8 protein-coding genes are annotated in these 14093 nt (G+C 50.0%); 4 read left to right on the plus strand and 4 right to left on the minus strand.

What is annotated here, in order from left to right; all coding sequences use genetic code 11:
* Positions 1-58: 58 nt before the first annotated feature.
* From DEV76_RS10630 to DEV76_RS10645, 4 genes are all read right to left on the minus strand, one after another.
* Positions 59-361, minus strand: a complete 303-nt coding sequence (locus DEV76_RS10630; protein ID WP_157962824.1) for a hypothetical protein — start codon at positions 359-361, stop codon at positions 59-61.
* A 173-nt stretch (positions 362-534) separates the two neighbouring features.
* The gene (locus DEV76_RS10635; protein ID WP_109697886.1) at positions 535-3033 is read right to left on the minus strand and encodes a metallophosphoesterase; all 2499 of its coding nucleotides are present in this window, start codon (positions 3031-3033) and stop codon (positions 535-537) included.
* A gap of 18 nt (positions 3034-3051) precedes the next feature.
* Entirely contained in the window at positions 3052-4494 is a 1443-nt protein-coding gene (locus tag DEV76_RS10640; RefSeq protein ID WP_198652025.1) for a RagB/SusD family nutrient uptake outer membrane protein, read from the minus strand.
* 12 nt (positions 4495-4506) lie between these two features.
* The gene (locus DEV76_RS10645; RefSeq protein ID WP_109697888.1) at positions 4507-7869 is read right to left on the minus strand and encodes a SusC/RagA family TonB-linked outer membrane protein; all 3363 of its coding nucleotides are present in this window, start codon (positions 7867-7869) and stop codon (positions 4507-4509) included.
* Positions 7870-8156: 287 nt separating this feature from the next.
* On the opposite strand from DEV76_RS10645, the gene DEV76_RS10650 reads away from it, so the two are divergent.
* From DEV76_RS10650 to DEV76_RS10665, 4 genes are all read left to right on the plus strand, one after another.
* Entirely contained in the window at positions 8157-8696 is a 540-nt protein-coding gene (locus tag DEV76_RS10650) for an RNA polymerase sigma factor (RefSeq protein WP_109697889.1), read from the plus strand.
* Positions 8697-8752: 56 nt separating this feature from the next.
* On the plus strand, positions 8753-9832 hold the full coding sequence (locus tag DEV76_RS10655) for a FecR family protein (RefSeq protein WP_157962825.1): 1080 nt from the start codon (positions 8753-8755) through the stop codon (positions 9830-9832).
* Positions 9833-10119: 287 nt separating this feature from the next.
* Entirely contained in the window at positions 10120-11919 is a 1800-nt protein-coding gene (locus DEV76_RS26195; RefSeq protein WP_232826926.1) for a 3-keto-disaccharide hydrolase, read from the plus strand.
* A gap of 21 nt (positions 11920-11940) precedes the next feature.
* Positions 11941-13914 (plus strand): c-type cytochrome, encoded by a 1974-nt coding sequence (locus DEV76_RS10665; protein WP_198652026.1) that lies wholly within the window; start codon positions 11941-11943, stop codon positions 13912-13914.
* Positions 13915-14093 lie beyond the last annotated feature (179 nt).

Below are 14093 nucleotides of genomic sequence, written 5' to 3' on the forward strand. Positions count from 1 at the left end.
CATCCGGGACAGGCAGATAACGCCTCCCGGGGGAGGCGTTATCATTACCGATAATTGATTAGAGGGTAGTTTGGGTACCGGTGTAGTTCAACCTGTTCTGAGTTACAGAATTAACTCCGGCAACAGAAGTAGCAGAAATGCCTACTGACCCAACTTTAGTTTGCGTCCAGGTGCAATTAGGGGTTTCTCCTGCTTCAGCTTTACGGCAGGTTCTGTCACTGGCACCCTGGCCGGTAGAGTTGGTGAGTAAACCATTGTCTACACGCGCATCACCTGCAACAAGTTTCTTGGCAGGAATAAAAGCGGCAGTTACTGCAGATGCTCCCAGCAGTACAAGACCGATCATTGAGTACTTTTTCATGTGAAAAGATTTTCGGGTTTTGAAATATGTTTTAAAACAATGGCCATTGCTGATTTCTTACGAAATTATTCTTACCTACTGTACATTTCGTTCAGTACCTGAAAATTCAGGAAACAAAAAAGCCCCGCTGCGGCGGGGCTTCATGCGATACTGTTGCGGTGAATGATAAGTAATCAATATTGTACAGGTAGCGTATGTTGCTTTCCATCGGCTGTAATACGGTAATACTGACCATTTTCGATGAGTAAACCTTCCACGTCACCACTGGCATGATGAGTATCTGCATTAATCACCTTCCCGTCATAAAAAGCGGATACATCAGGTACCACTGTATGCCCGGTAATGATACGTTGCACGCCATAGAATGAAAGTGTTTTATTGATTTCTTCAATTGGAGTGCGCACCGTTTTGTTTTTACCCGGATAGTAGCCGCGATACCAAAGTGGTGAATCTTCTGTAAGGTGCAGTTGCTTTTGGATGGCAGTTTGAGCCGAATCATGCGCTCCAAATAGGAGAAATTGGCGGCTCAGCTGGTTGCAGGAATCAATGGAAAGTTGCTGATTGTTTATAGCCGGACTGATTCCTCCATGAACAAATAAATGCGATCCGATCTTCTCTACCATATTCCTGCTCCGGAGCCATCGCCCCATTTCAGTTTGTACGCTCAGTAACTCATCGTATCCAAGATGCATCTGCTTTGCATTGTGGAGGTACTTGTAATTCACATACCTGACATCGTTATACAGATTAATGATTTCATGATTGCCAAGCAGGAAATGGACGCGGCCACCTGCCTGTATCGCTTCGTCTTCCAGCTTGTATAATAGCCAGAGGCATTCAGTAACCTGTTTGCCCCGGTCCATGAAATCGCCATTCAGCAGCAGGTGATTGGTGCCATATGTCCAGTTGTATGCTGAATCTATTACACCATGCGCGATCAGGAAACGGGCCATGGCAGGAAGGTTGCCTTCCATATCGGATATCACCAATAATTTACCGGGTTGGCGGTATTGGGATGGTGGCGGGGTAATAGCTGCTTTTACCGGTATCCGGAAGAACTGGCCGGCTACATGGGTGGCCGCCTGTACATAGCCGGGTTTACGGTGGAGGAGGGTGTCAATACTGACCCTCGAAGCCAGGAGGTTGTAGATGAATGCGGTATCGCCGGCGTAGTTTATATACGGTCCATCGTGTAACTGAATGAGGTTTTCACGAATGGCTTCCAGGATGGCGGTTGTTGTATCATTAACATTCGAGGGTAGCATAGACCGTATGTCCCGGCTATATCCCTCCTTATAAGGGGCTATCACCCATGTACGACCCGGTGCAGCTTCGTGGAAGGTTTGCATATAGTCTGTCCGGTCGTTGGTTGCAGGGGCATATAGAGGTGTAATGCCCGGTACTATTTTGATACCAGACTTCCAGGTTTCGAAAGTCACATTTCCGGTTACAGTTGCCAGCCGTACATGTGGGTTGCCGGAGAACTCTTTATTGATAGCATGGAACAACGGATCAGAAACATTGCCAGCCGGGTCCGCTTCTGCCAATACCAGTATTTCAGGCTTTTCTTTGTTCAGACCTATAAATCTGCCATCAGCATCCTGTAGTTTGAATCCAAAAACCCGGCCCTCTATCAATTCGTACCTAAGCATTTTCATTTCTTCCAGTGTTAGTTCTGACAGAATACTTTTGTCAGTAACCTGATGCTTCAGTTTATCACGAACTTCTTCAGCGAGGGCAAACTTACGGGTACGCAGGATTTTATCAGAATACAGGAAAGCCATGAATTGATCTTTCAAGGCCGGTTGCAGAATAGAATCGCAGTCATCCAGCATTCTTCGCAGCATGTGTGATGAGGCGTCTGCTTTCATGTCGGCGCTGGCAGTGTCCTGGTCGAAATGGTAATAGAGGCATCGGCTTTTGAACATGCCGTAATATGATTCCGGAACAGGTATCCAGGAAGACTGACTGAACAGCCATTTTAGATTTTTGTTATAGATCTTTTTCTCATACAGTTTGCGAGTGTCGGCATGTGTTATTCCCAGTTGCTTTTTAATATTACATAAATGCTGAAATGCCCTGTTCCGGTCACCTTCCACAACAGCAAGGAAACTTATGAAATCCAGCTCCCAGTTAGCCTCAGGGTATAACTTCCGGTACTTGTCCAGCGATTGTTCAACGATAGCGGCTTTTTGATCACAATAGGTATTCCATTCAATGAATCCCTGCAGACTTTTCGGTGCCTGGGGGCTTTGTAATTGCCTGAACAGGGGAAATACGGTTTCATAACGGAACCTGTATTTTTCACTTCCCGGGCCGGTAATGACCAGTGCCTGGTTCTGATAGGTTATCTGCAGATCGTCTCCCGGATGTATGTACCATGCATAATATTTGTCGTCAGGTGTTGTAATGTTGATCTGCATGGGTTTATCCACTTTCAGGTTCCAGGTTGCAGCATTCTCCCCTTTCGGAATGGCCAGTATTTTTTCGGGTTCTAATCTGCTATAAAAGAATGCCGGTGTATAGGTAATTTTCATTTTCGGGGCGGTTTGCCCGTCAGGTACTTTAACCTTGATCCTGATTACAGGTAATGTAGGTTTTTCATGCCCTGCTGCAGTGTGGGCGCAGGCAAAGAAAGAGCAAAGCAATAAAGTAAATATTCGATTGATCATGTTGGATTTATTGATGTTTTAGTAACCGGGATTCTGTACTACAGATGGTGCGGATACATCCAGTTGTGGAATAGGGGCGATGGCCCGGTTGTCGGGAAAGGGGAGTGTGGCGGCTTCAGGCACACTGGGGTCTGTACGTACTACAGGCATTTTCCAGCGGAGCAGATCAAACAACCTGCTGCCTTCAAAAGCCAGCTCTTTATGCCTTTCCATACGTATAGAATCCATTAATGCTGTGCCTGTTGGGAATACTGAAGTTGCACCGGGTTTTGCCCTGAGGCGGATCTGGTTCAGGTATTCCTGTGCGATGCCTGTCTGCTGTAAGTTGTATGCAGCTTCCGCGGCATTGAGCATTACTTCTGAAACACGAATAACGGGCATGAAGTAGGCACTGGACTCAGGCGTAACACCGGGTACGGCCCCTGCAGGGAATTTAATGATATTCCATCCGTTAACTCCCTGTTCCACCCACTTATTCCGTACATCTGTTGTATCGCTTTGCAATGCATTGGTGATATCAGCTGTGGCAGTGAACATAATGGCCTGTCTGAAAAATACTCCGGGAAAAGATCCGCCACCCCGGTATTTTAATGCTTCGCTGGTGCCAGGAAGAAGCTGGAAGTATGATTCACTGCGTGAAAGTTGCAGATTGCGGAACATATCGTCGGGGTACCCCTGATCCACCGTCAGTAAGGGATGCCCGTCTAGCGCTTTCTTCGCAGATTCAAGAGCAGCAGTATAATCACCTGAATAGAGGAATACCCGCGACAGGAATGCGTATGCCAGCTCACGGCTAACGGTGGTATTACTATCACGAATGGGCTGCAGTATCCCTGCTGCCTGCTGAAGATCTTCCCGGAGATAACGATAGATGTCTGCCACAGGTTCCCTGCCTTTTACCGGCTGGCTCCAGTCTGAGCCGGTAACATATACGATACCGGGGTGGGTACCTTGTGGGGTGAAGTTATATGGCTGGGCAAGGAGGTTCACAAGCAGAAAGTGAGAGATAGCACGTATTGTTAGTGCAGATGCTGTTAACTGGTTTGCCTGTGCCGTATTTTCATTCTTCAGCTCCGCCGTTTTCTCCAGTACATAATTCACATTCCGGATCACACCATAAAAACGGTAGGCTAGCAGGTTTACATTATATTCCCCACCAGTGAAGTAAGTGTTTGTTTCTGGTGTTGCCTTCATTTTCCATGCATAGATGTTTAAGAAGTAATCCATGCCGGAGATGGTTTTAATATTGTCAGCAGCAAGATCTGCGTAGTAGCTGGCACATTCACCATATGCATTACTGAGCTGAAGGTAGCAGCCTCTGAGCAGTTCCTCACAGGCATTCAGGCTGGTAGTGTATGCTTCCCGTGCAACTCTGTCTTGCGGAGGGGAATCAAGGAACGATTTCCCGCAGGAAATGGCAAGAGTATAACAGAACATTGATATAATGAAGAGGTATTTCATGGTGCGCATATTTTAGAATGAAGTATTGAGCCCGATGGTGAAGGTGCGGGCATTAGGATACACAAACCCAACCATTCCGACCGGGTTGATGTTATCGGGGTCAATTCCTTTAGCCGGTTTCCATACTGCGAGGTTGGAGGCTTGTCCGAATACCTTTAATGATTGCAGGTGCCAGCGTTGCATGATTTCACGGGGGAAGTGCCATGATAAGCCTATCAGCTGCAACCTTACATAGTCCGATTTGAAGAGGTACCTGCTGGAGTTCTGTGTGCCGCCCTGAGTATTGCTCAGCTTGCGTAACGGGTTGTCAGACACATCTCCCGGTTGCTTCCAGCGGTTGGCAACTGCTGTGGGAGCATTTAAGAATGCATAAAGGCCATCGGAATAAAAAATCCGGTTTTGTTCATTGTAAATATGCCCGCCATACTGGTATTGGAATTGAATAAGAGCACTCCATCCTTTCCAGGCCAGGTTGTTGGTGATGGCTCCAAAACCTTTCGGTTGCGATTGCCCAAGAAACTGCTTAGCTGCTTTTGTATAGTCGCCCGTTGGTTTGCCGGATTCATCGAGCCATTGAGGGCTTCCGTTTTCCGGGTTGGCGCCTGCCCATATGGGTAAGTAGAATGAATTGAATTCTCTACCTACCTCAGCTGCCATTAAAGGTGTTGCAAGCTGTGATCTGAATTGACCGTTGGATTTAATGAGTTTGTTGGAATTACGGCTCCAGTTGCCATACAGGTTCCAGCGTACTGCTGTTTCCCGAAGTATATCAGCCTTCAATGATACCTCTATACCACTGTTGCGCATATCACCTATATTGTCTGCCACAAAGTTGAAACCGGTATAGCTGGGAAGCGGCTTGTCAAAGATGATGTTTCCAGTAAACTTATAATAGTAATCACTCTCCAGGTATATCCTGTTATTCCACATACCTGCCTGTAATCCCAGATTCCACTGCCTTGTTTTTTCCCACTGTATGGAGGGGTTACCAGGATAGTCTCTTGGCATTAGTGCGGTAGATCCGAGATAATAATTCACATTCATTTCATGATAGGGCAGGTTTTGATTCAGCGCGGCCGCATTACCGGCAATGCCCAGGCTTCCTCTCAGTTTAAGGAAGTTAACTACCGGGAGTAACGACTTTATAAAGTGTTCTGAGGAAAGTATCCATGCTGCGCCTACTGAGCCGTAATTACCCCAGGGGTTATTCTGACCGAATACGGAAGTGCCATCTCTCCGCCAGCTTCCGGTCAGGTAATATTTTTCGCGGAAATTGTAGTTGAGTTGTGCGAACTGGGATAAAGTGTTTTTCTTTTGAGTGTTACCAAAGGTGGAGGAAAGGCCGTACCCCTTACTGAATACATCATTCAGGTATGGACTTGTATATTGGTCGAAACCCGTTGCGGTAAGGCTGGTGATTTTCTGTTCCTGAATTTGCGCCTCCTGGGATATTAATATGTGTAATTGATGATCCCGTGCCAGTTGTTTGCGGAAATGAAGGGAATTGGTGGAAATAATGCTGCTTCTGCGCATGTCGTAGTCACTCAGCTGTCCATTTCCAATCATGTTGAAAAGCGGGCTTATTTTCTGTTTGGATTCCGTTTGCATAAAGTCGATACCAAGGATTGACTGGAAACTGAAATACCGCAGAAATGTGAGCTCCCCATTCAGGCTGGAAATGCCCCGGTATGCGGTATTACGGTTATAATTGTATTCTGCCACGGCAACCGGGTTCATGGTATTGCCACGGTTCAGGTTAGCGCCCCAGGTAAAGTTCATTTTATATGCTCCATTATCCAGCCTGTTAGGAAGGAGGGGGGAAATAATATCGGTAAGGCCCAGTCCGGTTGTCTTTTCATTGTTGTCGGCCAGTGATTGTTTGTTATATGAGAGCAGGGTGCTGATTCCCAGCTTCAGCCAGTTTGCAGGCTTATTGTCGATGTTTACGCGCAGAGATGTGCGATCGAACCCTGTGCTGCGTACAATCCCGTCCTGATGTGTATGTTCGAGATTGATGTAGTATCGCTGCGTGGGCGTTCCGCCGGAAATAGAGAGATTGTTGGCGACGGTGAGTGCGGGTTCACGGTAGATAAGCTTCTGCCAGTCGGGTGTGTCGTAAAAGGAAGTATCTGTACCATTAACCCGGTAAGGGAGTTTTTTATACAGATCAGCACGGATGGCTTCATCCGTCCATGTGGCAGGGTTAGCCTGCCGGTAGGTTTCGAACAGCAGATCCAGGTATTCTTCCCGGTTCATTAGACGCTGACCGGTGGGTGGCCTGAAGCTCAGATCAGTCTGGTGGTTGAACGTAAATCTTGTTTTGGATACACCGCCTTTTTTAGTTGTAACGAGGATAACGCCGTTGCTTGCTTTAGAGCCATACAGGGAAATGGCAGCTGCATCTTTGAGAACGGAGATCTCGGCTATATCGTTGGGGTTAATCTGGGATAATGGATTCGAAAGCGGCGTTAAGGGGCTGCTTAAGCTCATTTGTGTATAAACATCCTGGGTTACCGGTATGCCATCAATAACAATAAGCGGATTCCTGACAGAGGTGCCTCCCAGTGCTTCCGTGCCTGTAGATATACCGCGGACGATCATATTACTGAGCCCGCCACCGGGCTGGCCGGTACCACCAGATACTCTCAGTCCGGGAACGAGCCCCTGGAGACTTTTGTCAAACGAGCGGTTGGGTAAAGTCTGAATCTGTTCACCTTTTACCACGCTTACTGCGCCGGTGGTTGAGCGTTCAGTGGCAGTTCCGTAAGCCACAACTACCGTTTCATCGAGCTGACTTACACTGGGCTTCAGGCGTATGATGATTTTGTCATCGATACCGAGTTCAACATCTTCAGGTTTGAAGCCGGTAAACCGTGCCTGTAATACCGCTCTGCCGGGAGGGATGCCTGTAATGTTGAACTGTCCGATTGCGTTTGTAAGTGCGCCGATATTCGTCCCCTGAATCTGGATGGTAGCTCCCGGAAGGGGTTCGCCTTTTTCTGAGGTTACTGTGCCTGTAATAGCCCTGGCAGCAGGTAGTTTTTTCACTGTAGGGGAGTTCTTCAGGACAATGGCCTTTTCCATGATAGACCAGCTGATGCCGCGGGCGGCAAATAATTGTTGTAGCGCTTCTTCCAACCGTACAGCCTGCAGGTGGATGCTTATTTTTTCCTGTAGCCTGATGATGTCTGTATTGAACATAAAATATAATCCTGTCTGATCTTCAATAGACCGGAGGATGGATTTCAGTTCTGTTTGATGCGCCTTCAGCGTTACTTTGTATTCCGGTTGCGCAGCTGATACGGAATGGTAAAGGCATAGTAAGGCACATAGCATTACGCAACTGCGTAAAGCCTTGGCTGGAGTTAGTTTCATGAGGTTCGGTTGTTAAGCGTTAGTTAAGGATGTGGTAGCATTTTATTCTCGGAACATTCGCGGTTTTCTATAAGACAGGAAAAAAAATAGGTCGGGGTAACGTTGCAATTTGAACTTTATGTTAACCCTGATGTAGTATTTTAATATCGTATTTTCAGATCCTGATTTCTGCTCCCGGTTTAGCGGGGATTTTTCTCCAGCGTTAAGTTTATTTTATCATTCAACGGGCCTGTGCCGGACACCAATTATCGCAGTAATTTGGCCGGCCGGTTGCTACAAAATATGCTATGACCTCAGCAGATCTGCCCAATGAATTATTAATTATGTTGCAACGTGGAGATGCCAACGCATTCAACCACGTTTATACCGCCTACCGTAAATGGCTGTGGGTAGCGGCTTTGGGCATGCTGCAAAACGAAGCAGATGCGGAAGAGGTAGTGCAGGATTTTTTCATGGACTTCTGGCAAAAGGAAAGACAGCGTGCCTTCACCGATATAAACCATCTCAAGGGATTCTTATACATCAGTATCCGCAACCGCTGCTTAAACAGGCTGGAAAAGGATAAGGTGTTGCGCAAACGGCAGTCTGACCTCTCGTTTTTATCCGGACAGGTAGAAGCTACCGACCCTGTTGAGGAAAAGGAGCTGCGCGAACGGCTGAAAGCTGCTATTGGCAAATTACCCCGTGTTCGCGGGGAAGTTTTCAGGATGGGGTATCTGATGCACCTTTCGCGCAGGGAAATAGCGGGAGCATTGCGTATCAGTGAGGAATCCGTTAAGAAGCATATGATGCTGGCGTTGCGCGATCTGCGCGGCATGTTGAAATAACCGGCGTACCGTTCACCCGTGCGCGCCGGTTTTGTGTTTTTTGTAATAGCATGAGCATGGCAGATGAATATTTATTGCAGTTAATGAGCGAGAAGCTGGCAGGAATTATTTCGCCGGAAGATAATCGGTTGCTGGAAGAAAGCATCCGTACTAACCCCGCTACCCGTCAAGCCTGGGAAACTTATTGCGCACGCTTCAGTGAATCTGATATCCGGGAGGGCTTTTCCCGGGCAGATGCCATAGCCTGGCAACCTCTGCCGCTCCGCAGCCGCACTTTCCGTAAAACTATCATTTACATAACATCCGCTGCTGCTGTAGCCGCAGGTATCTGCTTCTTTATCTTACGGCCGGCCCCTGCCGCAGCTCCGGATACCGTGACTACCGGTGTGCGGCTGGTGATGGCGGATGGCCGTGAGCTGCATGCGGAAACGGCCCCGCAGGTAAATGGGGTAAAAATGGACAATACCGGCCTGCAGGTAGATGAGGCTGCGGTTACCGCCCCTTCTGCTGCCATGAATACCCTGTACGTTCCCCCCGGTAAATCGTACCGCGTAACACTGCCGGATAGTACCACTATATGGGTGAATGCTTCTTCCACGCTGCGCTTCCCCTCAACCTTCCCAGGTAACAGCCGGAAAGTGGAGCTGACGGGGGAGGCTTATTTTGAAGTAGCGTCGGATGCGCAAAGGCCGTTTATGGTGGAATCGGGCGGGGGAGAGGTAACCGTGCTGGGTACATCATTTAATATCCGCGCTTATGACGCCGGAACTGGCAGCGTTGCGCTTATAAGCGGGGGCGTGAAGGTCCGCTATGGTAACCGGGAAGTGATCCTTTCCCCCGGCCGGGAAGCTGCCTGGTCGGATTCGGAGGACCTGGCGGAAAGGGATTTCAGGAAAGAGGAAGTTACCGGCTGGAAAGATGGTGCCTATTATTTCGATGATGCCCCGCTAACTGCCATTGCGGATGTGATCCGGCAATGGTATGGAGTGGAGGTGCGGGTTACCGGTGAGGCCCGCTTTTCAGGGCGGCTCGACAGGCAGTTGCCCCTTGCCGCATTTCTCCGCCAACTGGAAGCCACCGGCACATTCTCACATGCCACTCTCCCGAATGGCACAATTCAACTCACCGCCAGATAAGGTTATATTTTTTACCGTCTGCCCCCTCATTCTATCCGTTCATGTAGGTTGTACACTAAGCCGTCAGGCCTCCCTGGCCGCCGTTTAGCTAAAAGATTTTGCCAACTGAATCCCGCCCGTGACCGGCATGTCAAACGTTTTCATGCTAAAACGATATAGCCGCAGGTCAGAGGAAGGGGCAGCGGTACGCTTTACCACCTGTGGAATTTCATTCCCAAACCTAATAACAATCACTATTTTGAGCGACTATGGTACAAAAGTCAAATCGCAGTTTTGTAAGCCGGTCAATGATCGGCTTTTTGTATGCATGCGGCGCCGGCATAATGCTGGCTCAGCCTGCTGCGGCGCAGTCCGGTAAATGGGCACTGACGGATCTGTCTGCCTTCCGCCAACCCGGCGGCACCTGGCAGATCGCAGGCGACGTTTCCGGCAAAATCAATAAGCCCAATGCCCTCGAAACCGTTAAAGGTGCTGGCGTACTGGTAAACCTCCCCGGTAAAAAGCAACACGGACAGGATCTCTACACCAGTGCCGAATACGGAGATATCGACCTCGAACTGGATTATATGATGGCTGCCGGCTCCAACTCCGGCATCTATTTCCAGGGCCGTTATGAGCTGCAGCTGTTCGACAGCTGGGGAAACCCTGCTCCCAAAGCCACTGACAATGGCGGTATTTACGAGCGGTGGGACGATAGCAAGCCAGAAGGCCTGCAGGGCTACCAGGGTTATGCTCCCCGTATGAACGCCAGCAAGGCCCCCGGCCTGTGGCAACACCTGAAAGTATCGTTCCAGGCTCCCCGCTTCGATGCTTCCGGTAAAAAGATTGAAAACGCCCGCATCATCCGTGCCGTTCTCAATGGCGTGGTGATCCACGAAAACATTGAGCTGGAAGGCAATACCCGTGGCGGCAACGGAGCAGAAGCTGCCAAAGGCCCCCTGCGCATCCAGGGCGATCATGGTGCTGTAGCGTTCCGCAACATTACCATTACCGATTATTCTACTCCTAAGCCTTCGCTGACTGGTCTGGAATACACCGTATATAAAGCCGCCAATCCGCGTGAGTTTGACCCGGCAACTGCCAAAGCGGAAGCTAAAGGCACCGGTACATCCCTCACGGCCAATGCAGGCCCCTTTGCGCATGGCTACCAGCTCCGTTACACCGGTAAGCTCTCCGTACAGGAAGCCGGTGAATACAATGTAGGCGTAGCTGCCCAGGGCGGCGCCGCTGCATTGAAAGTAAATGGTAAAGAAGTGGCAGGCTTCGGTGGCAACGGCAGAGGTAAGGTTACCCTCCCGGCTGGTGCTTCTGATGTGGAAGTGCTCTATGCCCGCACGGGCGACTGGGGCGCACCTTCCCTCAACCTGCTCGTTTCCGGTAAAGGCCTGCGTGAAACCGTTTTCGGTGACCCCGCACAGCCCGATGATACCGATCCCATCCTCCTTGAAGCAGACCAGACTACTTTACTGCGCAGCTTCATGGATGTGCCCGGTGCCGCCAAGGTAACGCACGCAGTATCCGTTGGCAGCCCTGAAAAAGTACATTACACCTACGATCTCGATAATGGCATGCTGATCCAGGCATGGAGAGGCCGCTTCCTCGAAACCACCCCCATGTGGAACGATCGTGGTAACGGTACTTCCCGCCCCATTGGCGCCCTTCAGCGTTTCGGTAATCCTTCCTTTGCTCTCAACCGCCTGGCGGATGCAGACAAGGCTTGGAGTGCAGATTCTGCAGGTACCAGCTTCCGCCCTAAAGGATATGTGCTGGATGAAAAGGACCGTCCTACCTTCCGCTACCAGATCTTCGGCAGCAACGTGTCTGACGCTATCCGCATTCTGCCCGACGGTTCCGGCTTTACCCGCGACCTCGAAGTATCTGCCCCGGCAGGCGACCTCTACGCTAAACTGGCAGAGGGTGCTAACATCGAGCAGGTGGAAAAAGATCTGTATGTGGTGGATGGAAAATCCTTCTACCTCCGCCTCACGGACGCCGGCGGCGCCAAACCCGTTGTGCGTACTTCCGGTAACAAACAGGAACTCATCGTTCCCGTTCGCGGCAAGCTGAGCTATTCCATCCTTTTCTAAACCATCGACTGAATTTTCGCAATGAAGCATATAATTAAAAAAGCGGCGATGTGCCTGCTGCCACTGATGGCGCAACTGTCTTCCTCCGCGCAGGAAACGCCGAAAGAAGAAGACTATTTCCGCATCCTGAAAGTAAGCGCACCGGAAGGTACCCTGCTGGAAGTTGGCGGCCTCACCGTACTGCCTAACGGCGACCTTGGTGTGGCAACCCGCCGTGGCGACGTATTTATCGTAGAGAATCCCGGCAGCCGCCGCCCGCACTTCCGTAAGTTCGCCAGCGGTCTCCACGAGATACTCGGCCTCACTTACAAGAACGGCGACCTTTACTGCGCACAGCGTGGTGAGCTTACCCGGCTTTCCGATACCAACAACGACGGTAAGGCAGACGTTTATGAAACTGTTTACGCCTGGCCGCTTTCCGGTCACTATCATGAATACAGCTTCGGCCCTAAACTGGCGCCCGATGGCTCTTTCTTCGTATCCGGCAACGTTGCTTTCGGTAACGAAGAATGGTGGCGTGGTGAAAGCCGCGTTCCCTGGCGCGGATGGGTGATGCACATCTCTCCCGATGGCAGCCATATGGAGCCCTGGGCTACCGGTATGCGCTCTCCCTGTGGCCTTGGTATGATCGACGGTGAACTGTTCTATTCTGAGAACCAGGGCGACTGGATGGGTTCCGGTGGTATCTGGCAGGTGAAGAAAGGCGACTTCGTAGGTCACCCCGCCGGCCTCCGCTGGTCAGACATGCCCAATTCTCCCATCAAACTGAAAGAAGAAGATTTATACAAACAGGTAGACCAGCGCCGTATCCGCAACGCGGAAGGCCGTATGGTGAAACCTGAGAACGTGGTGAACGAAGAATTCAAAACGCTTTACGAAGTGAAGAAAGCCATCCCGCAGATCAAACTGCCGGCTGTATGGCTGCCTCACGGTGTACTGGGTATCTCCAACTCTGAGATCCTGCCGATTCCTGAAAACACATTCGGACCTTTTGCCGGTCAGACGCTCGTGGGCGATCAGGGCCAGAGCAAGATCATGCGTGTGGTACTGGAAAAAGTGAAAGGCGAATACCAGGGTGTGGCGTTTGATTTCAGAACCGGCTTCCAGTCGGGCGTACTGCGTATGGCCTGGGGTAAAGACGGCTCGCTGTATGTAGGTGAAACCAACCGCGGATGGGGTTCTGCCGGTGATGCCAACGAAGGTTTGCAGCGCCTGGTGTGGAATAACCGCATCCCCTTTGAAATGCACACCGTAAAAGCCATGCCCGATGGTTTCGAGATCACGTTTACCATGCCGGTAGACAAGAAATCGGCTTCCGACCTGGCATCTTACTCCATCGAAAGCTTCATTTACAAATACCACCCTGTTTATGGCAGTCCTACCGTTAACCCCGAAAAGTGCGAAGTGAAAGGTGTGAAAGTTTCGGAAGATGGTATGAAAGTGCGCCTCATCGTGAACAACCTGCGCCAGTACTACATCCACAATATTTCTGTAGATGGAGTGCGTGAGAAGGATTACTTCTATTCCGCCGTGCATCCCAACGCCTATTACACGCTGAACAACATTCCTGACGGCGCTAAGCTGGCCATGAGTGAAGTGAGCACCCGTAATTCCGCGAAGGAAGCTGAAGCAGCTGCCGCCAAAGCGAAAGCCGCTGAAGCCGCTAAGCCTAAAACTGCCGGCAGCAAAACCGCAGTGAAGGAAGGTGAAACCGCAGCCGTAAAAGCCGCGCCTAAAGTGCCTACTTACGAAGAAGTGAAGCCCCTGTTGCTGAAGTACACCTGCGCTGCCTGCCATAATGCAGACAAGAAGCAGGTAGGCCCCGCATTCAAGGACATCGCCAAGAAGAAGTACACCAACGAAATGATGGTGAAGCTGATCTACAACCCGAACCCGGAAAACTGGCCCGGCTATGCTACCGAGATGCCGCCAATGCCCCAGGTTCCCCGCGCCGATGCTCTCCGCATCGCCAGCTGGATCAACTCACTGAAGTGATAATTTAATTCGGAATGCAATACCCCGCGGCGGAAGACCTTCAGGTTTTCCGCCGTTTTTTTTTTCTCAAAATGAGACTTTTTTTGTCACCGGATACACCCCTGGGGGTATGTTTTTGCATTATAGTTATGACCTACCTTAAAACTGCTTAAGATTTTTTTCTCCAAGTTAACTTTTGC

The organism is Chitinophaga deserti, assembly GCF_003149455.1.
In the GTDB taxonomy this organism is placed as follows: Bacteria; Bacteroidota; Bacteroidia; order Chitinophagales; family Chitinophagaceae; genus Chitinophaga; species Chitinophaga deserti.

Bases quoted from the DNA above. Each gene is read 5' to 3' on its own strand.
- DEV76_RS10630 (WP_157962824.1), bottom strand. From the start codon at position 361: ATGAAAAAGTACTCAATGATCGGTCTTGTACTGCTGGGAGCATCTGCA.
- DEV76_RS10635 (WP_109697886.1), bottom strand. From the start codon at position 3,033: ATGATCAATCGAATATTTACTTTATTGCTTTGCTCTTTCTTTGCCTGC.
- DEV76_RS10640 (WP_198652025.1), bottom strand. From the start codon at position 4,494: ATGAAATACCTCTTCATTATATCAATGTTCTGTTATACTCTTGCCATT.
- DEV76_RS10645 (WP_109697888.1), bottom strand. From the start codon at position 7,869: ATGAAACTAACTCCAGCCAAGGCTTTACGCAGTTGCGTAATGCTATGT.
- DEV76_RS10650 (WP_109697889.1), top strand. From the start codon at position 8,157: ATGACCTCAGCAGATCTGCCCAATGAATTATTAATTATGTTGCAACGT.
- DEV76_RS10655 (WP_157962825.1), top strand. From the start codon at position 8,753: ATGGCAGATGAATATTTATTGCAGTTAATGAGCGAGAAGCTGGCAGGA.
- DEV76_RS26195 (WP_232826926.1), top strand. From the start codon at position 10,120: ATGATCGGCTTTTTGTATGCATGCGGCGCCGGCATAATGCTGGCTCAG.
- DEV76_RS10665 (WP_198652026.1), top strand. From the start codon at position 11,941: ATGAAGCATATAATTAAAAAAGCGGCGATGTGCCTGCTGCCACTGATG.